At 61.4% G+C, this 21718-nt stretch carries 18 protein-coding genes and 3 pseudogenes; 13 read left to right on the top strand and 8 right to left on the bottom strand.

Annotated elements, in window-relative coordinates; all coding sequences use genetic code 11:
* Positions 1 to 45: 45 nt before the first annotated feature.
* The 4 genes and pseudogenes from R3F00_RS10870 to R3F00_RS10855 all read left to right on the top strand — a co-directional run.
* A pseudogene (locus R3F00_RS10870) lies at positions 46 to 1029 on the top strand (PLP-dependent cysteine synthase family protein); the annotation flags it as partial.
* Entirely contained in the window at positions 1012 to 1515 is a 504-nt protein-coding gene (locus R3F00_RS10865; RefSeq protein WP_371281838.1) for a glutaredoxin domain-containing protein, read from the top strand. The pseudogene R3F00_RS10870 and the gene R3F00_RS10865, both read left to right, overlap by 18 nt.
* A 64-nt stretch (positions 1516 to 1579) precedes the next feature.
* A complete protein-coding gene (locus tag R3F00_RS10860; protein ID WP_371281801.1) occupies positions 1580 to 1846 on the top strand; it encodes a DksA/TraR family C4-type zinc finger protein in 267 nt (88 codons plus the stop codon).
* 25 nt (positions 1847 to 1871) lie between these two features.
* The gene (locus tag R3F00_RS10855) at positions 1872 to 2210 is read left to right on the top strand and encodes a TraR/DksA family transcriptional regulator (RefSeq protein WP_371281800.1); all 339 of its coding nucleotides are present in this window, start codon (positions 1872 to 1874) and stop codon (positions 2208 to 2210) included.
* A 99-nt stretch (positions 2211 to 2309) separates the two neighbouring features.
* On the opposite strand, the pseudogene R3F00_RS10850 reads toward R3F00_RS10855, so the two are convergent.
* The 3 genes and pseudogenes from R3F00_RS10850 to R3F00_RS10840 all read right to left on the bottom strand — a co-directional run.
* A pseudogene (locus R3F00_RS10850) lies at positions 2310 to 3209 on the bottom strand (pre-peptidase C-terminal domain-containing protein); the annotation flags it as partial.
* A 63-nt stretch (positions 3210 to 3272) separates the two neighbouring features.
* A pseudogene (locus tag R3F00_RS10845) lies at positions 3273 to 4097 on the bottom strand (pre-peptidase C-terminal domain-containing protein); the annotation flags it as partial.
* A gap of 1717 nt (positions 4098 to 5814) precedes the next feature.
* Positions 5815 to 6633: a hypothetical protein gene (locus R3F00_RS10840; RefSeq protein ID WP_371281799.1), complete on the bottom strand. Its 819-nt coding sequence runs from the start codon at positions 6631 to 6633 to the stop codon at positions 5815 to 5817.
* Between the two features lie 787 nt (positions 6634 to 7420).
* On the opposite strand from R3F00_RS10840, the gene R3F00_RS10835 reads away from it, so the two are divergent.
* Both R3F00_RS10835 and R3F00_RS10830 read left to right on the top strand, forming a co-directional pair.
* Positions 7421 to 7678 (top strand): DUF3297 family protein, encoded by a 258-nt coding sequence (locus R3F00_RS10835; protein WP_371281798.1) that lies wholly within the window; start codon positions 7421 to 7423, stop codon positions 7676 to 7678.
* A 130-nt stretch (positions 7679 to 7808) separates the two neighbouring features.
* Positions 7809 to 8897, top strand: coding sequence for a GGDEF domain-containing protein (locus R3F00_RS10830; protein ID WP_371281797.1), 1089 nt, complete (start codon positions 7809 to 7811; stop codon positions 8895 to 8897).
* Between the two features lie 9 nt (positions 8898 to 8906).
* On the opposite strand, the gene R3F00_RS10825 is transcribed toward R3F00_RS10830, so the two are convergent.
* From R3F00_RS10825 to R3F00_RS10815, 3 genes are all read right to left on the bottom strand, one after another.
* Entirely contained in the window at positions 8907 to 10274 is a 1368-nt protein-coding gene (locus R3F00_RS10825) for a chloride channel protein (RefSeq protein WP_371281837.1), read from the bottom strand.
* A gap of 246 nt (positions 10275 to 10520) precedes the next feature.
* Positions 10521 to 10994 (bottom strand): DUF2269 family protein, encoded by a 474-nt coding sequence (locus R3F00_RS10820; RefSeq protein WP_371281796.1) that lies wholly within the window; start codon positions 10992 to 10994, stop codon positions 10521 to 10523.
* Positions 10994 to 12286, bottom strand: coding sequence for a complex I NDUFA9 subunit family protein (locus R3F00_RS10815; protein ID WP_371281795.1), 1293 nt, complete (start codon positions 12284 to 12286; stop codon positions 10994 to 10996). Before R3F00_RS10815 ends, R3F00_RS10820 begins: the two co-directional genes overlap by 1 nt.
* 135 nt (positions 12287 to 12421) lie before the next feature.
* Here R3F00_RS10815 and R3F00_RS10810 point away from each other — a divergent pair, with 135 nt between their 5' ends.
* From R3F00_RS10810 to R3F00_RS10800, 3 genes are all read left to right on the top strand, one after another.
* Positions 12422 to 13279, top strand: coding sequence for an alpha/beta hydrolase (locus R3F00_RS10810; RefSeq protein ID WP_371281794.1), 858 nt, complete (start codon positions 12422 to 12424; stop codon positions 13277 to 13279).
* Between the two features lie 93 nt (positions 13280 to 13372).
* Positions 13373 to 14017 carry a peroxiredoxin-like family protein gene (locus R3F00_RS10805; protein WP_371281793.1) on the top strand — a complete coding sequence of 215 codons (645 nt, stop codon included), beginning with the start codon at positions 13373 to 13375 and terminating at the stop codon, positions 14015 to 14017.
* 62 nt (positions 14018 to 14079) lie between these two features.
* Positions 14080 to 15033 carry a glutaminase gene (locus R3F00_RS10800; RefSeq protein WP_371281792.1) on the top strand — a complete coding sequence of 318 codons (954 nt, stop codon included), beginning with the start codon at positions 14080 to 14082 and terminating at the stop codon, positions 15031 to 15033.
* Between the two features lie 355 nt (positions 15034 to 15388).
* Here the strand turns inward: R3F00_RS10800 and R3F00_RS10795 are convergent, their stop codons facing one another.
* Positions 15389 to 16426 carry a hypothetical protein gene (locus R3F00_RS10795; RefSeq protein WP_371281791.1) on the bottom strand — a complete coding sequence of 346 codons (1038 nt, stop codon included), beginning with the start codon at positions 16424 to 16426 and terminating at the stop codon, positions 15389 to 15391.
* Between the two features lie 216 nt (positions 16427 to 16642).
* Between R3F00_RS10795 and R3F00_RS10790 the strand changes: the two genes are divergently transcribed.
* The 4 genes from R3F00_RS10790 (at position 16643) to R3F00_RS10775 (ending at position 20777) form a co-directional block, all read left to right on the top strand.
* A complete protein-coding gene (locus tag R3F00_RS10790; RefSeq protein WP_371281790.1) occupies positions 16643 to 18064 on the top strand; it encodes a circularly permuted type 2 ATP-grasp protein in 1422 nt (473 codons plus the stop codon).
* Complete coding sequence (locus R3F00_RS10785) at positions 18064 to 19005, top strand: alpha-E domain-containing protein (RefSeq protein ID WP_371281789.1); 942 nt, start codon at positions 18064 to 18066, stop codon at positions 19003 to 19005. The genes R3F00_RS10790 and R3F00_RS10785 overlap by 1 nt, the downstream gene beginning before the upstream one ends.
* Positions 19005 to 19856, top strand: a complete 852-nt coding sequence (locus tag R3F00_RS10780; RefSeq protein WP_371281788.1) for a transglutaminase domain-containing protein — start codon at positions 19005 to 19007, stop codon at positions 19854 to 19856. Before R3F00_RS10785 ends, R3F00_RS10780 begins: the two co-directional genes overlap by 1 nt.
* A 159-nt stretch (positions 19857 to 20015) precedes the next feature.
* On the top strand, positions 20016 to 20777 hold the full coding sequence (locus R3F00_RS10775; RefSeq protein WP_371281787.1) for a DUF1223 domain-containing protein: 762 nt from the start codon (positions 20016 to 20018) through the stop codon (positions 20775 to 20777).
* 63 nt (positions 20778 to 20840) lie between these two features.
* On the opposite strand, the gene R3F00_RS10770 is transcribed toward R3F00_RS10775, so the two are convergent.
* Positions 20841 to 21689, bottom strand: a complete 849-nt coding sequence (locus tag R3F00_RS10770; RefSeq protein WP_371281786.1) for a class I SAM-dependent methyltransferase — start codon at positions 21687 to 21689, stop codon at positions 20841 to 20843.
* Between the last annotated feature and the right edge of the window lie 29 nt (positions 21690 to 21718).

The following is a 21718-nucleotide window of genomic DNA, read 5'->3' as shown; positions in this document are numbered from 1 at the left end:
CGCTTGCCGCAATGCCTGCGGCGACGCCGGCAACAGGAGTGGATCATGTTTGAATCCGTAGTCGATACGATCGGTAATACGCCGATCATCCGTCTCGGGCGGATGGCGCCTGAAGGCATCAACCTCTTCGTCAAGCTCGAGTCGCGCAATCCGGGGGGTTCGGTCAAGGATCGGCTCGCCCGTGAAGCGATCGACGAAGCCGAGCGCAGCGGTGCATTGCGCCCTGGCCAGACCGTGGTGGAAGCGACCAGCGGCAATACCGGAATTTCGCTGGCCATGGTCTGCGCTGCCAGGGGATACCCGCTGGTGGTCGTGATGTCGGAGAACTTCAGTCTGGAGCGGCGTCGACTGATGCGCCTGCTCGGTGCGCGCATCGTTCTGACCCCCGCCGTCTACAAGGGCAGCGGCATGCTGGTCAAGGCGCGCGAGCTGGCCGAGCATCTGGATGGCTATCTTGTCAGCCAGTTTGACAACCAGGCCAATGCGAGGGCGCACGAGCGCACCACAGCGCAAGAGATACTCGAGGCGTTCAAGGAAAAACCCCTTGACTACTTTGTAACCGGTGCCGGAACGGGTGGAACCCTGCGTGGCGTTTCAATGCGTATGCGCAAGGACAGCCCGTCGACGCGCATCATCGTCTGCGAGCCTGACAATTCCCCGGTACTGGCCAGCGGGCGCGCACAACCAAAGGATGGATCCAGTCATCCCGATTTCCGCCCGCACCTGATGCAGGGCTGGTCTCCGGACTTCATTCCATCACTGACGGCCGATGCGGTGGCGGAGGGTTCGGTCGATCGCATTGTTCCGGTGGCCGGCGAGGACGCGCTGCAGGCGGCGCACGAACTCGCGCGCAAGGAAGGCATCCTGGCCGGCATCACGGCTGGCGCAACCCTGGCCGGCGCACTCAGGATCTGCGCCGACGCCAGGCCCGGCAGTTCGGTGCTGGTGATGTTGCCGGATTCGGCAGAGCGCTATCTGAGCACGGCATTGTTCGATGGCATCATCGACGACATGAATGACGCCGAGTGGGCACTCTCGCGGGCGACACCGCATGCAAGATTCGACCAGCCGCCGCCAGTTTCCGCGCCTGCTGCGCCGCCGCAGGCTGTCGACGCAGAAGCCAGGCAAGAGCTTGAAGGCCTGCTCGCGGACGACGGCAATCCTGTCACCGTTTTCGCGCTGACCTGGTGCGAATACTGCGGCGCGTTGCGCAAGCTTCTGAATCAGGCTGGCATTCCGTTTCGCAGCGTTGATCTTGATACGCCTGCCATGCAGGAAGAAGACCACGGCGGGCGCTTGCGCAGAGCGCTGCAAGCGAGAACAGGGATGCCCAGCATTCCCCAGGTTTTTGTCGGTGGCGAGTTTGTCGGTGGCTGCAGCGAGACGATATCCGCCTACCAGGACGGCAGCCTGGTCAGCTTGCTCGACAGGGCGGGGTTGAGCGGAATGGTGCTGAAGGCGATCGATCCGTCCGAGATTCTTCCGCGATGGCGCCAGCCGAACAGGCGGGCATGAATCCGGCGAGCGCGCTATTCTTGGTGCCAAGACCGATACACCGGATCAAACCGAGGAGGCGAACATGGCGACCGGTTGGGCAGGCGATGGCGCTGTCCAGGACCAGATCGATGCCACGATAAAGGATGGCATCAAGCGTGCGCGAACGCAGCTGCGGGCCGGCCCGGGCCTGAAGCACTGCGAGGAATGCGGGGCACGAATACCGGAGGCCCGGCGCAAGGCCGTCCCCGGGGTTCGCCTGTGCGTGGCCTGCCAGGAAGCCAGCGATCAGGCGGCCCGCAAGGCCGCCGGTTTCAATCGACGCGGCAGCAAGGACAGTCAACTTCGTTGAGCCCTTCGAATCCTGCTGCCTTCTGATGTCCCGCCTGGACCTGGCCAGGATTCGCGAGCGGCTGCTTGCCCTGCAGGGCGAACTGAAGCAACTCGAAATCCTCTCGGAGGATTCGGATCTGCCGGTCGAACTGGATCAGTCGCGTTTTGGCAGATTGACGCGCATGGATGCCATGCAGGCGCGTGAACTGGCACGAGAGGCAAGACGTCGGCGGCAGATCCAGCGGACTCGGTTGGCTGGCGCATTGCTTCGGCTGGAAAAGGGCGAATTTGGTTACTGCCACATCTGCGCAAACGAACTCGACCCGCGTCGGCTCGGCATGGATCCGACCCTCACTCGTTGCGTAGATTGCTCGGATATCTGAGCCGGATTCGCCGTTATGGTCGGCCCATGAAAAACGGCGACCGGAATCCTCCGGTCGCCGTTGCTTCAAATCCGGCACAAGCCGGGATTGGATGACCGACTAAGGGGTAAACGCCGGTGTCAGCGTGACTCCGGAGAAGGTCGCGTAGGCACGAATGGAAACGTAGTACGTACCGGCTGCTGGAGCGGCAAACGTGCAGGTTTCATTGTTGCCGCTCAAATACGGGCGGCAGGTGTAGCTTGTCGTGGTTGGCGCCGAGCCGAGTCGGACATAGAGATCGGCATCTCCGCTTCCGCCGGCAATGGCGATTGACAGATTGCTGGCTCCTGCCGGTACGACCAGGGTGTAGACCGACGTCCAGTTGTTCTTGGTTGCCGCCAGTCCGCTGACCGGAACGCCATTCTGCAGCACGTTTCCGCCGCCGGATGCCGGCGTGTAACTGCCGGTCAGGCTCATGCCGCTGAAGGTGGAGTAGGCATTGATCATCACGTAGTAGGTGCCTGCCTGAGCACTGCTGATGTTGCAGGTCTCGTTGTTGCCGCTGGCCCATGAGCGGCAGTCGTAGCTCGACGTCGTCGGTGCGGAGCCGAACTTGACGTAGAGATCGCCATCGCCACTGCCACCGGAGGTGACGAAGCCGAGGCCGGTCGCGCCTGCGGGTACCACCATCGTGTAGGTCAGCGTGTTGCCCGTCGTTGCGGCCAGCCCGGTCACGGCGACTCCATTCTGCAGAACCGTTCCTCCCGTTCCGCTGGTGACCGTGACCGACTTGGTCGTCGAGTTGCTTGCGCCGCTGTTGTCGGTTACCGAGAGGCTGACGCTGTAGGTTCCGGCAGCTGCATAGGTGTGCGACGGATTGGTGGCAGTCGAAGTCTGGCCATCACCGAAGTTCCACGAACGCGAGGCGATGGTGCCATCGCTGTCGGTCGAGCTGTCGCTGAAGCTGGCGACCAGGTTGCTCGTCGTGAAGCTGAAACTGGCTACCGGCGGATTGTTGGTGACGACGGTGTAGCTGCCGGTCAGCGATACACCGGAGAAGCTGGTGTAGGCCTTCACACGCACGTACCAGGTGCCGGCCTGCGGGCTGGCAAACGGGCAGGACTCGGAATTGCCACCGACATAGGGTCGGCAATCGTAGGTCGAATCCGTCGGTGCACTGCCGAAGCGCACGTACAGATCGGCATCGCCGCTGCCACCGCTCATGACGAAGTTGAGGTTGCTGGCGCCAGCCGGGACAACCATCGTGTAGTTGATGTCATTGCCGGTGGCGGCACTCAGTCCGCTCACGGTCACGCCATTCTGAAGCACGTTGCTGACCGGAGGAGCCGAAACGGTGACGGCCTTGGTCACGGTGTTTGTGGCTCCGCCATTGTCGGTGACGGTCAGGCTGACGTTGTAGGTGCCGGCGGCTGCATACGTCTGACTGGGATTGGTCGCCGTCGAGGTGTTGCCATTGCCGAAGTTCCAGGAACGCGAGGCGATCGTGCCGTCACTGTCGCTCGATGTGTCGGTGAAGTTCGCAACCAGATTACTGGTGGTGAAAGTGAAATTTGCCACCGGCGGGGTGTTGCTCGCGGTTCCGCTGAAGTTCTGGCCTGAGACGTTGGCATTGCTGACGCTCACGCTGCGGCTGGCGGGCGCAAAACTGTATCCGCTCTTGCTCGGGGTCAATGTGTAACTGCCATTGGCGAGATTGCCGAGGGTGTATGCACCGCTCGAATTGGTCGTCGTGCTGACAGAGCCCGTACTGATACTCACCCCGGAAATGCCCACGCCGGTTCCGGTCGTGACACTTCCCGAGATCGAATATGTAGTCGGAGCCGCACCGCAATCGTCGAACTTGAAATCCTGGATACGGGTGTTCCAGCTGCCCGACGGGCGGTACATGCCGACCATCCAGAACGTGCAGTCGTCAGAAGGATCGACAGCCATCTGGAAGTAGTCGCCCCAGCGACCGGAAGTTTCCGCCGCCGAGCCGGCAGCAACCAGGTTGGCGCCCTGGGTCATCACGCCCCCGGCATCGCTGGCCTTGCGCCCGGTGTATCCGAGACTGGCATAGGTGGTCGGCGAGGACGTCTTGGTCGTGTTGTAGCCCAGACCGATATTGCCCTTGTTGTCGGTGGCAATGGTGCCGACCAGATGATGGGTGTTGCTGTCGCCCGGGGCGTAGGTGCCTTCCTGATGCAGTGTCCAGTTGCCAGAACCGACCTTGCGCAGCTCGAACCAGCGGATACCGGCGTTGACGGTCGTGCCGGTACGCGCAGGGTTCACATTGGTAGCGAACTGGCCGACGATCGACTCGTGGGTACCCATGTTGCGATAGACCAGCGAATTCAGGATCACTTCGCGGATCGGATCGAGCAGGGAACTGGAGCCAGGCTGCGGCACGGTTGCAAACGACGAGTAGTTGCGGAACCAGCTGTTGAACTCGGTGATCGCGATGCGCGGCAAGGTACTGATGCTGCTGCTGCCCGGCGAGTTCCAGTTGATGTTGATCGAGTACAGGTCGATGAAGTCGCGAGTCGCGTCGGCGGATCCGCCTGCATGGGCTTCGTCATCGTTGTGGCGTGCAAGGATCTGTCGGGTCGAAGCCGGCGGTGCGCTGGCGGCGGTGCCCATGAAGGTAACCGGCGTCAAAGCCTGGAATCCGTAGCCACCAAGCTTGGGTACGCTGGCGAAGCGCTGTTGCGGGCGTGCGGTTGCACCGTTGAGCATGTTGGCGCGGTCATAGGCGTAGGCCGTGACCGAGCTGCCGCCCTCATTGTCGGTGCACACATAGGCGTCGCCCCAGACGCCGCAATGCGGGTAATCGTTGAGTGCGGGCGTCGAGAAACCGTAGAACCACCAGCCGCCGGAAACCGGGTTCGATGTCTTGGAGACGTAGATGCACATCTTTGGTGCCGACGAGGTGCCGCCCATTTCAAGCAGGAACCAGCGGTTGGCGAGACGGTCAAACAGGACAATCGGATCGCTGACCGAAGTGCGGCAACCATCGCCGCTGGGCGCCAGCGACGAAAACGTGGTCGGTCCGGAAAGCTTGGTTCCGGACTTGTTGTAGATCGTGAACGTGGTACCGCTGCTGCCATTCACGCCATAGACGATGTGATCGGCGCTGACATCGACAACCGGGTCGCCGGGCGAAACTCCGGTCGAGCCATTGTTGATGCTGACCCGGGTCTGCGGCTGCGAATCAAGCGAGCGCAGCGGTGCGTTCTCGTCCCACATTTTCTGCAGTTCAGGCAGGTTGTCCGGTTCGGTCAGGATCCACTTCGGTGCCGATGTGTTGAGCTGATCCGGTGGAAAGAACTGGCGCTTGTGTGCTTCCTTGATCGGCATGCCCGGCCGCCAGGCGGCTGCAACCGGTACATCGCGAAGATCGACATCGAGACCGATTGCTGAAACGGGTTCGCCAATCTGGACACCGCCGGGCGATTCGGAGCCCGGGGCACCAATGGCGATGCCGTGGAGTGTCAGCAACGCCACGAGCGCGATGCTGACCACGCAGGTTTTTCGCAGGTTCATCTAGTTTTCCTCATTCGGGAATCATCTGGAACTCATGCGTTCCGCGCTGCCTTCCAGGGGCGGCAAACCGGAACGGCCGTTTTCAGTCACTGTCACTTTCCACTTTTCTGTCGTCGACGGGTTTCCCGTCTGTCGACGTGAACTCGCTCCAGCGCAACAGGCGAATCTCGCCACGCCGGCTTTCCACAATGATGGTGGCTTGATCCTCGCCAATCACGGCTATGGCCTTCTTGTTCGGTTCCTGCCCAGGAATCCGCTCGACCTGCAACGAAAATTCGGTTGCAAAGGCCGCCGATGTCGACATTTCCAGATGGGCATCGAGCGTGTCGTCGACAGCGAGGATGATGGTCCCGGTGCCGGTGGCCAGGGTCTGCGTCGAGCCGGCAGGGGCAGGGCCCAGCGATGCTTCGATCGAGCCGGATCCGGTTCGGGCCTGGATGCTTCCCTGGGTGCCGCGAATCGCCATGTCTCCGGAAATGCTGTTCAGGCTGATGTCGGCGCGAATGCCTCGGCTTTCGATCAGGCCTTGCTCGGTGCGCGCAATGACCGGGTGTCCCTCGGCGACAAAGATGACGAGATCAAGACGCTGGCCATCGGCAAGCCGGCTGCCTTCGGGCAGTCGTGGAGCGATCCGGTACTGACCGTCGACCATGGCCGGCTGCATTGCAATGACGGATGCGCCAGGCGGCTGCTGGACGACGGCATGGGCATCGATCCCGTGCTCGTAGCCACCGAAGCGAAGGCGAACATCACCGTAGGGATTGTCTACCACCACCGGCACGCCGGCGACCAGGACGACCGACGTATCGATGCGCGTTATCTGCGCCTCGGACGTTGTTTCGGTCGTGGTTCTTGTGTTCGCGCTTGATGTCGTCGACTGTGCAATTGCCAGCACGGGCATGCACAAGACCATGATGGCAGTGATCCTGCCAAAGTTCCGAATTCGCAAAACTGTCTCCCCAGACATTCAACAATCCGAAATGCGTGCCAGGTGGCGACGACCGTCGCTGACCGGTTCCCTCACGCGTCCCGAGATGGGCGGATGCACCGCCCTGCGACTGACTTCGAATCAAACCGCCGGCGGATCATGCATAGATTGTCGAGTTGTTACAAGTATCAAGGAATTGCGTTTTTAGTGCTTCACGGATTCGTCGGAAAGTCATGCCGCAGTGCGGCATTCGCACTGCCGCCGACTGTCGATCGCGTGAAACCGGCAAGACCCTGACCGGTATTCCTTGTCGATCAGCAGCTTCGCGTGAGAACCTGAGGCAGGACTCAAGGATAGAGACCTCAAACTCGATTGCGTGCAATTCGATCCTGCCTTGACTCAAGTCGAAGCAAGCCCGGCTTCGGAGTTGCCAACGGGGTCACACCTTTGGAATCCGGCTTCGACGCCACCGAAGTCTGCTGCGGACCCGATCCGGAAGCGAACGACGCGCAGAAGCGGATAAGTCCTGGCGGGTTGCACGCGCTTTCGGGCCGGCAGGCGATCCGCTTCCCACGGCGGCTGCAGGACTTCCCGTGCGCGACACAGGATGTCTCTGGGCGGGGCAGGGACGCATTGGCCTGCTTCGCAACGACCTCCACTTCATGCGCAGTCGTTCACTCGTTCATCCACGCGCGGGGGCAAATCGCGTAGCATTGGTTCCGCTATTCTTGCAAGAAATGACTGCAAACGGAGCCCCAGCATGACTGATGCGTTGCCAGATCGCCTCTCGGTAGATCCGAAGAGCCCCTACCACGACGCCGACTTGCTGGCCCGAGGTGTGGGCATCCGGTTCAACGGCGAAGAACGGACGACGGTCGAGGAGTACTGCGTGAGCGAAGGCTGGATTCGTGTAGCTGCCGGCAAGTCGCTGGATCGGCGCGGGCAGCCGATAACGCTCAAGATCAAGGGAGAGGTGGTTCCTTATCTTCTCGAGAAGGCGGCACCCGAGCCGGGCTGAACTAGCGGTTTCTGCTTTCGCATTCAGCCTTGTTGCGTCCGCTTTCCCCTCGTTGGCATCGGTTTGCCAGCGGGCATGACTGTGGAGGGAAGCGGTGCCGCATTCGGTAGTCCGGTTCGATCGTTCGCGAATGTCCACGGCCGGCTGGCACAGGCAGTCCGTTGCCGAGCGGCGCGCCATGCTCACCGAGATTCTCGCCCAGGTTTCCAGTGAAGCGCTGCAGGGCGATTCGCTTGAAGCCGTGCTCAAGAGGATTGTGGACTGCCTGGTTGCGCGACTGCCGGTGACGATCGCCAGCATCATCCTGCTCAATGAGAGTCAAACGCATTTTGTTCAGGAGGTCTGGTCCGGAGAGCTTGATCTCGAATTGCCGGCCGAACTGCCGTGGCCGGTCGAACTCGGAGCAGCGGGACGATGCGTGCGCAGCGGCGAGGCGCAACTCATTGCGGATGTCCGCAGCGACCCCGACTACGTGCCAGGCAACAGCCGGGTCAGCTCCGAATATCTGGTTCCCATCATTCACCGCGGTTGCCTTCATGGTGTGCTCAATCTCGAAAGCACCGAGGCGCGCTTCTTCACTCGTGAAGTGCGCGCCGCCTTCGATGCGATAGCCGTGCAAATCGCTGGCGCCGTTCATCTGGCCTGCGTGGTTCGCGAACTGGAAGTGGCCAACCGGAAACTGCAGCAATTGTCGATGAGTGATGGCTTGACCGGCATTGCCAACCGGCGCTGTTTCGACGAGCGTCTGGCGGCAGAATGGTCGACCCATCTCCGCGCAAAGCGCCCCCTTGCCCTGCTGCTGGTCGACGTCGACTGCTTCAAGCTGCTGAACGATGCACGCGGACACCTGCATGGTGACGAATGCCTGCGTGATCTCGCTGACATATGCACCGAGGCCATCGGAACGAAAGAATCGCTCGTGGCGCGCTTCGGCGGCGAGGAGTTTGCCGTACTCCTGCCCGGTTGCGACCTGCGCACGGCACGCCGGGTCGGTGAAGGTCTGCGCCAATACATCGACGAGATGGAATTGCCGCATCCGACCTCAACCGTTTCTGATCACGTTACCGTGAGTGTAGGCATCAGCGCGATCAAGCCGCGCGCGTCGCAGCGCTGCGAAGTCCTGATCGAGACGGCCGATCGTGCCCTGTATCAGGCAAAAAGCCGCGGGCGGAATCGTGTCGTCGCGCGCTCGGTTCCAATGCAGGGGGTATCCCGGTAGCAGTCGGGTCTATTCTGCAATGCCGGACTTCTTGTCCGGTCTGGTTGCATCGACGACAGGCAGGATCGCGACTTCCTTTGCCCTTGCTTCGGCATCTATCCGAACATGGTTTTCAATCAGCGTGTCAGCCAGTGCGCGATAGACTGGCTTGCGACAGACCAGAGACGATGTGGCGCGGGCCAACAGACAGGCGGCCATGATCGGCAGGATCATCTGCTGATTCGCAGTCAGTTCCATCGAGATGACCGCCGCAGTCAAGGGCGCCTGGGTGACGCCGGCCAGGTAGGCTGCCATTCCGAGCAGCACGACCGCGGAAAGTCCGGCGTCAGGCAGGAAGGCACTGAGGTTGGCACCGAGTCCTGCACCAACGGCGAGCGCCGGCGAGAAGATGCCGCCGGGAATTCCGGCCCAGTAGGACGCAATGTTGGCGCAGAACTTGAGCAGGCCGAATGCCTCGACCGTGCTGGTGTGCCCTTCGAGAATAGCCTTGGCCTGATCGTATCCGGTTCCGTACAGGCCTTCGTTGGTGAGCTGGCTGAGCGCAACCAGGACGAGTCCGCAGACGGCTGCAAACACCACCGGCTGACGCTTGCGAATCCTTCCGACCAGGCCGCGCAGTCCGCCTTCGGAGGGAATGATCAGTCGCGCGAACAGTCCGCCCGCCAGTCCGCAGACAGTTCCCGTCGCAAGCACGGCCAGCCATGCCTTGCCGAGCGGGAGGCCGATGTCGAATCGGCCGAAATAGGCGTAGTTGCCGAGAATGCCGAGCGAGACCACGCCTGCGATGATCACTGCAGTCAACAGAATGCCACTCATGCGGTGTTCGAATGCACCGGTCATTTCCTCGATCGCGAAGACGACACCTGCCAGCGGCGTATTGAAAGCCGCAGCCAGGCCCGCGGCCGAACCAGCCAGGATGAATCGTGAACTTGCTGCCGCGTCATGTGCGCCGAAGCGCCGTCCAAGCGAGTAGAGCAGGCCTGCGCCTACGTGCACGGTCGGGCCTTCGCGTCCGATCGAAGCTCCGCCGGCCAGTGCTGCAAGCGTCAGCCCCATCTTGCCGATGGCCATGCGCAAGGAGAGCAGGGTGTCGCGAAACGATGTGTCTTCCAGTTTCAGGGCCGCAATGGCTTGCGGGATGCCTGAACCGCGCGTGGGCCTGAGGGCGCCCTGAGTCAACCAGGCCAGCAAGGCGAAAGTCAGCGGCGTGAGCAGAAACGGCCAGTAGCCGTTGTGCCTGACGATGGACTGGAACAGGGCATAGGCATGATCGGCAGCCTTGGCAAATCCGACCGCAGCGAGGCCGACCAGGATGGCCCCCGACCAGAACAGCACACGGCGTTGCCATTGGGCTGGTGAAAACGCCGACTCCGCCATCGAGCGCCATGATGTCGAGGCCGAATCCCCCTTGTCAGGCTCGTTCATCGGATTTCATCAGATCGCTCATCCCGGGCTCATGATACATGGACGCCTCGGCAGGCTTGCCGGTCACTTCGCGACCAAAGATCGCAGCGGTGCAATTTCGCCAGTGAATTCATGTCCGACGCATGCCATTTGCAGACTGGCCGGACTCGACAATTCCTGCCGGGCGAGCGCTGAATCGCACTGCGCGCGGCCATCGACTCACCAGAGTTGCGGCTTGAACACCATCAACCAGAACACGACGAGTACGCCCAGGAAGGCGGGCCATCCCAGCATGTACCAGATGTGCATGAGGCGGTGGTAGCGGGCGGGCAATTCTGTCTGGTCGCTGGCTGCCAGCGAGGCCAGCCGTGCAATCCGGATCTGGATCCAGACAACCGGCAACCAGCAAAGTCCGATCAGGACATACAAGATCAGGCTCGCCACTACCCAGGAGGCGTGCAAGGGAATCCCGAGTTGATGAAGCAGGGCCAGGCCAGTCAGCGGCTGCAGGATCACTGCGGGCGTCGTGAAACACCAGTCGGCGATGACAACCTGACGCGCAACGCTGGCAATCACGATCGGTTGGCCGCCGCGGTCGGCGCGCCAGAGATAGAAAGCCGTGCCGAGGCCGGTGCCGAACAGCAGCGTGGAGGAAAGGACATGCACGAGCTTGAGCAGTAGATAGGTATTCATCAGCGCGCATCATCGATGGCAAGCATCACCATCAGCAATCCGGCAATGGCGAAGTTCTTGATCAGACCGCCGAGTGGGTCGAGCCAGAGCGCGCCCGCCATCGTGCCCAGCAGCAGCGTGTAGGCGAGGACCGAGACCAGCATGAGGCCGAGCACGAGCCGGGTTCGCCAACGCAGCAGCAGGAGACATCCCAGGGCGAGATCGAGCAGGCTGGAAAAAAGCACGAGGCTTCCTTGCAGCGTGGCGGGAATGCGCAGTGCGTCGAGTGTGGCGGCGTAGTCATTGCTGTTGGCGAGCAAGCCCGCAATGCCGGAGCCGAGCCAGATCATCACGAGAATCAGCCAGAGCAGCGGACGCAGCGCATGCAGACGCGCGTGCCAGCGGTCCTCGACGAAGCTGGGCGCGATCTCGAGTTCGGAGCGCAACGAGCGTGCTGCGTATCCGCTTGCCTCGGTGGTGGCGGCATGCGCGCCCTGCACACCGAAATTGCCCCGCTCGAGCATGCTGCCCATGGTCTGTCCGATTGGCCCGACATTGATCCGGTCGCCGATCCAGGCTACGAGTCTGACCAGCAATCGGGGCACACGAATCCAGTGCGGTGGCGAGAAGTCCATCCACTTGCGAAGCAGGCCGAGCGTCTGCTTCAAGGACAGCACGTCCTCGCCGACGACCTGCAGGACTTTTCCTTTTGCCGCGTCTGTGGTGAGACAGCGCAGCACGATCTCCGCGAGGTCTTCGGCGAGTACCGGCTGCAGCTTCTGCTCGCCGTTGCCGGGCAGGAAAACCACAAGCGGCGATGCAGCAAGGGCGCGCAGCAGGGAAGTGCCTCCATAGGAACCGCGCGTAGAAAGGACAACGGAGGGACGCAGGACGGTCGCTGCGAGTCCGGATTCGAGAAGCTGACGATCGAAACGGTGTTTGCTCGCAATGAACGTGCCATCAGCGGGGTCGCCGAGCGCGGATATCTGCACGAACCTGGCCGTACCTGCATCGATGCAGGCCCCGACCAGTGCGGCGGGCACCTCGACATGGATGCGTTCGAAATCACCGCGCCGCGCTTCACGCAGGATACCGGCGCAATTGACAACCGCATCCACGTCTTCGAGCAGAGCCGGCCAGTCGGTGCTGCCGGCTTTCATGGAGAAGTCAATCGGCACGAACTGAACCCGATTCGAAGCCGGAAGATTTCTTCGGCTCCTGCAACAGGCAAGCACGTCATGCCCATTGCGCAACAGGGATTCGACAATCACGCTGCCAATGAATCCGTTGGCCCCGGTGACCAGAATTTTCAAGCGCCGAACCTCGTTGCATTACCGACGATGCGGATCAAGCCACTATCATTGAACACGCCCGGCAGTTGCAAGGGCATGGCCGTTCTTGAACCGCCACGGCTTTCAATCTGCTCCATCCATTCAACGAGGAAGGCAATGTTCCTGCGAGCTTCAATTCAGTCGATCGTCCTGCTCTGCGCCATTTTCGTCACGCCCCAGGCGCCAGCCACCGAAACGGTACCGGCACACGAAACCCTGCAGATCGAATCGCGGGAGCTTGGCGAGACCCGTGTGGTCAATGTCTGGCTTCCGCCGGGGTATGAGACCGGGAAAGGCCATGGTTATCCTGTTCTCTACATGCCCGATGGCGGTATTGCCGAGGACTTTCCGCATGTGGCCAAGACGGTGGATGCTCTGGTTCGTCAAGGCAACATTCCGCCGATGCTGGTGGTCGGTATCGAAAACACCCAGCGCCGACGTGACCTGACCGGCCCTACCGAAGTCGACCAGGATCGTGGGATTGCGCCGGTCGTGGGCGGTTCGGCGGCATTTCGTGCCTTCATCGCGGACGAATTGAAGCCGCTGATTGGCAAGCGCTACGCGGTCAATGACAAGTCGGCCATCATGGGTGAATCGGTTGCCGCTCTGTTCATCGTCGAAACGCTGTTTCTGCAGCCGGACCTGTTCGACATCTACATTGCACTGGATCCCAGCCTCTGGTGGAACAACGAGCAATGGACACGCGAAGCCGGAGCCAGGCTCGAAGCTGTCGGAGCAATCGATGTGCGGCTTCTGCTTGCGTCTGCTGACGACAATGGCAATCGCATGGTGACCATGAACCTGGTCCGTGCCTTGTGTGCGCATCCGGCTGCAGGATTGCATTGGACACATGCGGCGCATCCCGAACTTCGCCATGACACCATTTACCGAAGTCTGGAACGACAAATGCTGGAGCAGGCCTTTTCCGAGGACTTTGACGCAAAGCAGGCTTGCAACGCCGATACGCCGCGTTGATCGCATGCCGGAACCATCACCCAGGTCGATCGTGAAAGTAAATCCGCAGTGGCCAGCTCTTCTATCCATTGTTCGACCAACGAGGATTCCGTGATGATTCGATTGCTGTTCGCTTCCCTCATGCTTCTCAGTTCCGCGACCATGGCCGCCGGCACCCTTGCAAACTCGGCCACGGATGTCTGTCCGATCCTGCTCGGCTCTGCCATGCCGGATGTAGCCCTGCAGGGCGTGGATGGAAAACCCGTCACGCTGAAACAGCAGGTCGATGGACGGCCGGCCATCCTTGTGTTCTATCGCGGCGGCTGGTGCCCGTATTGCAATACCCAGCTCAGCGAACTTCGCCTGATCACCGCCGAGGCCGAGAAACTCGGCTACCAGGTCATCGCGATCAGCCCGGACCGACCCGAGGAGCTTGCCAGGACAATGACCAGGGACAAGCTCGACTACACCCTGCTGTCCGACAGCAAGGCCGATGCATTGCGCGCCTTTGGCATCGGGTTCCGCGTTGATGACGCGACCATCGAGAAGTACAAGGGCTATGGCATCGATCTGGAAGCATCCTCGGGCGAGAACCACCATGCCTTGCCCGTGCCCTCCGTGTTCATCGTCGATGCTGCAGGTGTCCTGCAGTTTTCCTATGTGCACCCCGACTACAAGGTACGTGTTCCGGCTGGCGTGGTCCTGGCCGCGGCCAAGGCCATTGCCGGACACAAGCACGAGGTCAAGCCCTCGAAATAGGCGACTGCGGGCCGCGTTGCAAACCGCTTCGCCAATGCCGGCATGCGTGCGAACATGTACCCATGAAGTCCGATGAGATCATCCTCGAAACGAGCGCCAAGCTCGACATTGCCAGTGTTCTTGAAGAGATCGCCGGCGAGGTTGCCCCGCTGGTAGGACAGGGCGAGGTTGCGAGTTACATTCCGCGCCTTGCCCGTGTTCCTGCCAACCGGTTCGGCATGGCGGTCGCCACGCTGGATGGTCGCTTGTTCAGCGTCGGCGATGCCGAAGAGCGATTCTCCATCCAGAGCATTTCCAAGGCCTTCAGCCTGACCCTGGCTCTGGAGGCACTGGGGGGTGAACTCTGGAAGCGTGTCGGTCGCGAGCCTTCCGGCAACGCATTCAATTCGCTGGTCCAGCTCGAACGCGAGAACGGCATTCCGCGCAACCCGTTCATCAATGCCGGCGCGCATGTCATTGCCGACGTGATCCTTTCGCAGACGCCGAAACCTCTGGAAACCCTGCTTGAGTTTGTCCGGGACAGATCGGGCAACGCAGAGGTCTGCATCGACGAAGAAGTAGCCAGCTCCGAACGCGAAGCCGGCTTCCGCAATGCCGCACTGGCGAATTTCATTCGCAGTTTCGGCAATCTCGACAACCCGGTCGAAGACGTACTGGACTTCTACTTCCATCAGTGCGCCTTGCAGATGAGCTGCACCGATCTTGCGCGTGCCTTTCTCTATCTGGCCAATGAGGGGCGTTGCCAGCGTTCCGGTGAATCCGTCATCAATCCAGAGCGTGCCAAGCGCATCAACGCATTGATGCTGACATGCGGAACCTACGATGCCGCCGGCGAATTCGCCTTTCGTGTCGGCCTGCCGGCCAAGAGTGGCGTGGGCGGAGGCATCATCGCCGTGGTGCCAAAGGTGCTCACTGTTGCAGTGTGGTCGCCGGGGCTGGATGAAAAAGGCAATTCGCTGGCCGGCGCAACTGCCCTGGACCTGTTCACGACTCTGACCGGCTTGTCGGTGTTCTAGGGCAACGCTGATCAAGTGGCACAATCGTCATGGCATTCAGGAGGTCTGCCAGTCGCGCTGCGAGGCGAAGTGAAGGCTGGTGGCCTTGACAAGACTCGCGGTGCGACTGGCGGGCCTCCTGAAAGCCACCTGTTTCAACAGAGAGTCAATCGGTCAGGCGACGTCTGTCAGCGCGCAGCTTCTTGTTGCGCTGCCTTGAAGCGGCTGCATGGATGCAGGAGGTAGAGCAACGCAGGAGCAGTTGCCGAGACGGCCGGTCCATCTGCGTCAGCGCGCCGCGATCTGCACGCTGACAGACGTCGTGACGGTTGCGTCACTTGATCTGCGTTGCCCTAGCCGCGACAGGTGCCCGTGTTCAGGGGTGTGGATTGGCAGGCAACGAAACCTCAAGCAACTCGCAGGACCCCGTGACGGCCAGCTCGTAGTCGACGAAGGACGGCAGCAGGCTCGCATCATCCACTTGCAGGCGCGCGCTGCCGATTCCGGCCACGTGCAAATCGCAGGATCCGTCAAGCACGAACAGAAACAGGAATCGACCGCTCGTCGCCGCCAGCGAGTGATCGATGCGCAGCACTCTTGCGCTGGCCATCCCGATCGTGGCGGCCGAAATGCCGGTATAGCGGATGCTGGCTTCACCTCTGGTCAGTGGCAGCCATTGTGCATTCGCTGCAACGTGGTGAACGAAGCGCTGTCCGCCATACGTTTTTGTTGAATCCGCTTTCGTGGTGGGCAGGATCAGCGCGTGATCGCGCCATGTTTCGTGCTGCGCAGGACTGCCCAGCTCAATCACTTCGAAGCCGTCCGAGGCTTCCAGAACCTGATGCCGGATCGTGGGCGGCTGCAGCACGCAGTCCCCGGCATTCATGATGAAGGGAGGGCCCTGATCCTCGTAGACAAGTCGTGCCCAGCCGCGCCGGCAGTAGATCATCTGGAAACCGATATGGTGGAAGTGCACGTAGTCGGCAACGGGCCCCGCCTGCCTGATGCGGATATGCGAGGCGATCACGCTTTGCTGGCGACGGCCGGGGATCAGATCACGGTATTCCATGCCGGCACGTCCCTGCATCCATGCCGTGCCGTCTTCGGCACGTGAAATGATCCACTCGGGTGATTCCGGAATGTCCGTGCGACTATCAGGTGCGGCAGCGCTTTCGAGAACCACGCCATCCGGCCCCTTGATCGAATCGACCTCCGTATCCAGTGGCAGGCGGATCCTGAGCGACGCGCGTTCCGGGTCGATCGCCATGCCTGCCTCGAGTCGCAACACCAGGCTTTCGCGAGACACCACCGCCACTGCGGGTGCATCGGCCGGCATGATCATGTCGAGACGGAATCCGGCGACCCCGGTGAAGAAGGCGATGGCCGCATCGAGATCGGAGCAGGGCAGGACCACTTCCGCTCTTTCAGCTGGATCTGCTGGGCGTGCGCGGGAATCGTCATTCATGCAGGGGCGACCGACTGTGCCATTTGCACAGTATGCCCCCAGACTGGCAATCAGGCTTGCATCCAGTCACCCGCAGGGGCATGCCATTCGAGGTTTGGCGCCGGGCTTGCCTTGACCCCGACGGCGTTCCCGGTCAGTCTGACTGCAAGCCCAACTGGATATTCAATGACGACCGCAGCAAAGGTTTTCGATGAAATGGGATGGCCCGAGGACATCCGACCGCCCTACACGCTTGTGGATGCCTGGCTGAATTCCGTACCCGCCGAACAGCTCGCCCTCAAGCGGCGCGAAGCGGAAGTGCTGTTCCGCAGGATCGGCATCACCTTCGCGGTCTATACCGAAGGCGGTGACCCCGAGCGTCTGATTCCGTTCGATCTGATACCTCGCGTACTGGCGCAGGCCGAGTGGCAGAGTCTGCGCAAGGGACTCGAGCAACGCGTGCGGGCCCTCAACGCGTTCATCCACGATGTCTATCACGATCGCGAAATCATCCGCGCGGGGAAGATGCCCGAGCGCCTGGTTCTCAACAATCCGCAATTCCGTCCGGAAATGGTCGGCCAGGATCTGCCGCACAACGTCTATACGCATATCGCCGGCGTCGACATGGTTCGAACCGGGCCGGATGAATATTACGTGCTCGAGGACAACTGCAGGACGCCCTCCGGTGTTTCCTACATGGTCGAAAACCGCGAAGTGATGATGCGCCTGTTTCCCGACCTGTTCAGGCGCGCTGGTGTCGCACCGGTTGCCCACTATGGCGATGAACTGCTCGAAACCCTGCGCTCCGTGGCGCCCCCCAATTGCCCTGGCGAACCCACCGTGGTCGTGCTTACGCCCGGCATTTACAACAGCGCCTACTACGAACACGCATTCCTCGCCGACGAAATGGGTGTTGACCTTGTCGAAGGCGCGGATCTGCTGGTCAGGAATGAAATCTGCTACATGCGCAGTACCAGCGGACTGACGCGGGTCGACGTGATCTATCGTCGCATCGACGACGACTACATCGACCCGCTCGTATTCCGTCCGGAGTCGATGCTCGGTGCACCCGGACTTCATTTCGCGTCGCGGGCCGGAAATCTGACCCTGGCCAATGCGATCGGTGCCGGCATCGCCGACGACAAGGCGGTCTACATCCATGTGCCGGAAATGATCCGCTTCTACCTCGGCGAGGAACCCCTGTTGCAGAACGTTCCGACGCACGATTGCAGCAAGCCCGATGATCTCGCTTATACCCTAGCGCATATCGAAGAGCTCGTGGTCAAGGCCGTGCACGGCTCCGGTGGCTATGGAATGCTGGTTGGACCGCATGCGAGCAAGGAGGAGATCAGGACCTTCGTCGAGCAGCTCAAGACACGGCCACACGATTACGTGGCGCAGCCGACCCTGGCACTTTCCACTGTGCCCACCTTCGTCGACTCTGGCATAGCGCCACGCCACGTCGACTTGCGTCCCTTCGTGCTCAGCGGCGACAAGATCCGCATCGTACCGGGAGGGCTCACGCGTGTCGCCTTGCGCGACGGTTCGCTGGTAGTCAATTCATCACAGGGAGGCGGCACCAAAGATACCTGGGTGCTGGAACGCTGATGCTTGCGAGGACTGCTTCCAGCCTGTTCTGGCTGGCCCGCTATATGGAGCGTGCCGACTATCTCGCCCGCCTGTTGCAGGTGGCGGGCCACATGAGCGCCGTGCGATTCGACGCCGACAACAACAGCGAGTGGGAATCGGCGATTGTTGCGTCCGGTTCTCAGCAGGCTTTCTTCGAAAAGCATGCCAGCGCGAATCCGGAGACCGTCGTTTCGTTCCTGGCTTTCGATCGCGACAATCCGTCATCCATCTGCAATTGCATCGAGACATCTCGCCGAAATGCACGCGCGGTGCGCACGGCGCTGACGACCGACATGTGGGAGGCCGTCAACACGAGCTGGATGGAGTTGCGCGATTTCGAAGCAGGGGAGATGACTGAGGATCGGATTACCGAATTCCTCGACTGGGTCAAGGCGAGAACCAGTCTGGTCCATGGCGTCTATGCGAATACCATGTTGCGACGTGACGGTTTCCACTTCACCCGGCTGGGCCAGTTTCTCGAACGCGCCGACAACACGGCGCGCCTTCTCGACGTGAAGTATCACGTGCGCCTGCCGACTGTTCAGGATGTCGGTGGCGTCGTCGATTATTACCAATGGTTGGCGATCCTGCGTGTTCTGGGCGCACGCCGCGCCTATCGGGTTCTGTTCAAGGGGCAGGTAGAGCCCGTCCATGTTGCGGAGCTGCTTCTTCTTCGGCTGGAGTTCCCGCGCTCGCTGGCATTCTGTTTCGAGCAGATCTGCCTCAACCTCGATCCCATCAGCAGTCAGGATTCCGAACTCAGTGCCGAGTGCAAGCGGATCGCCCACAAGCAGTTCGCCGAACTTCGCTACGGGCGTATCGAAGACATCATCGAGCGTGGACTGCATGAATATCTGAGCGAACTGATCGAGCGCTGCGCACTGCTTGGCGAGCAAATCGCACGCGGCCACAATTTCTGATGCAACTTGCGATTCGACACAGGACCCACTACCAGTACTCGGAACCGGCGCTGCGCGTCACCCAGGCGCTGCGCCTGTGGCCGGCCAGTTCCGCGAGCCAGACAGTCGTGGACTGGCGCGTCGAAGTGGATGGGACACTGCTGCCCTGCATCACGAAGGACGGTTTTGGCAATCCCGTTGCAACCCACACCGCCGATGGCGCCGTCAACGAGGTGCTGGTGGAGGTCAATGGCCGCGTACAGACCAGTGATCATCACGGTGTCCTGAGTGGCACGGTTGAACTTCTTCCTGTCCAGTTCTTTCTGATCGAGACGCCGCTGACCCGGATCGACTCTGCCATTCGTGAAATGGCCGGTCAGGTGCCGAAAGGGGACGGCGACATCGATCGCCTGCATCGACTGTGCAACCACGTGCGCGATCGGGTTGACTACGTCCCTGGCCAGACCGACTCCGAAACGACCGCTGCCGAAGCGCTCGAGCAGGGTCTCGGCGTCTGCCAGGACCACGCTCACCTGTTGTCCGCGGCGGCACGGGTTCTCGGCTTCCCGGCACGCTACGTGAGTGGCTATCTGTGCGCCGGAGCCGAGACTGGCGAGGCGGCCAGCCATGCCTGGGCTGAAATATTCGTCGAAGACGTGGGCTGGGTGGGCTTTGATGCTGCCAACCGGATTTGCCCGAACGAGTACTACGTGCGCATCGCTTGCGGGCGCGATTATCACGACGCCGCTCCGATCCGGGGCGTCCATCAGGGCGGTAGGTCGGAATCCATGGAAGTGAGCGTCAGTATCAGCGAAGAGGCGCGACCCGCTTCCGAATCCGGTTTCCAGCAGCAGGGTTCGATCCAGCAATAGTCACTGAATGGCCGAGGTCATCCGGCGTTGGCAGTCGCTCCTGCAATGTTTCTTCACTCTTGCCGGTCTTCTTGCCCGTACGGGTCATCTGCAAGCGGATGCCTGCATCGGGCAGGCCCAATGGTCCGCGCGCCGGTTCAAGTCGAATGGAAGACGCTCATGCTGAAACTGCTCGCGACCACTGCCGCAATTCTGTGTTCATTGCCTGCAATCGGTTCTGCAGACGCGACCTGCGCCACATCGAGCGGCAACAGTCTGGTTCCCCTGGTCGAGCTCTATACCTCCGAAGGGTGCAGCAGTTGCCCACCGGCCGACCGCTGGTTGTCTGCCCAGACGGGGCGGGCCGATATCAACCTGCTCGCATTTCACGTTGACTACTGGGACGCCATCGGATGGCCAGACCGTTTTGCCCTGCGCGAAAGTGCCGATCGACAGCGCAAGCGCGTGAATGCCGCTGGCGGGAGTACTGTCTACACACCTCAAGTCATGGTCGGCCGACAGACACGCGTGCAGTGGAATTCCAAAGAAGCGTTTGAATCGGCCCTGTTCGAGGGGAACACCGTGGCCGAAATGGACCTGGCGCTTGAACTGTCCGAGAAGGACGGCGAATGGGAGCTCGCTCTGGAGGCTGGCAAACCGAAGGTATCCGCGCCGAGCGCCCGGGTCTGGCTGGCGCAGACTCTGGATGGTCAGACGACCAAGGTCGGGGGCGGCGAGAATCGCGGCGCAACGTTGCGGCATGACCGCATCGTCACGCAGCTCTGGGGACCGTGGACGCCGCCGGTTCGCCAGATGATTCGTCTTGCCAGGCAGACTGCCGGACAATCCTCATGGCATCTGGTCGCGTTTGCGCAGGATGGCGACGGGCACACCTTGCAGTCATTGGCCTTGGCGGGTGATTGCACGGTGACTGCGCACTAGCCGGAACTGGGGGCACGATTCGTGCTGCGTCTGCAGTTTCAGGCAGACGCAGGACCGCGGACCTCAGGCATCGGGGTTCTTCCGATAGACATGCACGAAGCGGTCGGTCTTGCCCCGGATGCTTTCATCGAGCGCGCCCTTGTCTCGCGGATCGTCGGGGTTGCGCAGCACATCCGAACTGGAAATCAGCTCGAGTCCGTGGCTGCTGATATCAGCCCTGGCGAAGGATTCCTCGATGCGGTGCAAACTGTTGGCGTCCGAGTTGCCGCTGCCCTCGCGGGCGGAATGGTCCACGATCAGCAGAACACCTCCGGGCTTCAGTGCCGTCGCAATCTGGTCGAGGAACTGTCCGGCATCGATGGCCGGCCATCCGTTTTCCGGGTCGACGACGTAGAGGTCGTGGTAGGACATGACGATCATCGCGCCATCGAGGGTCGAATCGCCCAGTTGCATGGCGTCATTTGGAACGATGTTGTATTCGACATTCGGCAGGCGCCCGTCGGCGAGTCTCGGTTCAAGGCCTTTCTTCGCATAGGCGTCGTAGGCCGCGTTGTTGATCAGCACGACTTTTCCCTCCACCCCGACAACGCCCGAGAGAATCTCGCTGTAGTAGCCGCCGCCACCGAAAATGTCGGCAATGGTCATGCCGGGTCCGAACCCGGCCAGGGTCAGCACGGCTTCGGGTTGGTCGCGCGCGTCGCGTCCGCGGTCGGCTTCGCTACGGGCCGGATTGGCCAGAACTGCGGCGATACCCGGATCCTTCGTCGCCACGTCGCCGGAGCCGGATGCCTGTGCAGGTCCAATCGATTCCGCGGCACTGGTTGCGGGCGAGGGCGCAGCAGGCGGTTCGGAACGGGAACAACCGATGATTATCGAGCTCAGTGAAGCGAACAGAAGGCTGAGGGTGCGCATTGGATTGTCCCCTGGAAGGTATCCCTACT

The sequence above is a fragment of the Dokdonella sp. genome, from assembly GCF_041395345.1.
Taxonomy (GTDB): Bacteria; Pseudomonadota; Gammaproteobacteria; order Xanthomonadales; family Rhodanobacteraceae; genus Dokdonella.
The sequence above is the reverse complement of the archived record's forward strand: the minus strand, read 5'-3'. Positions and strand labels throughout refer to the sequence as shown.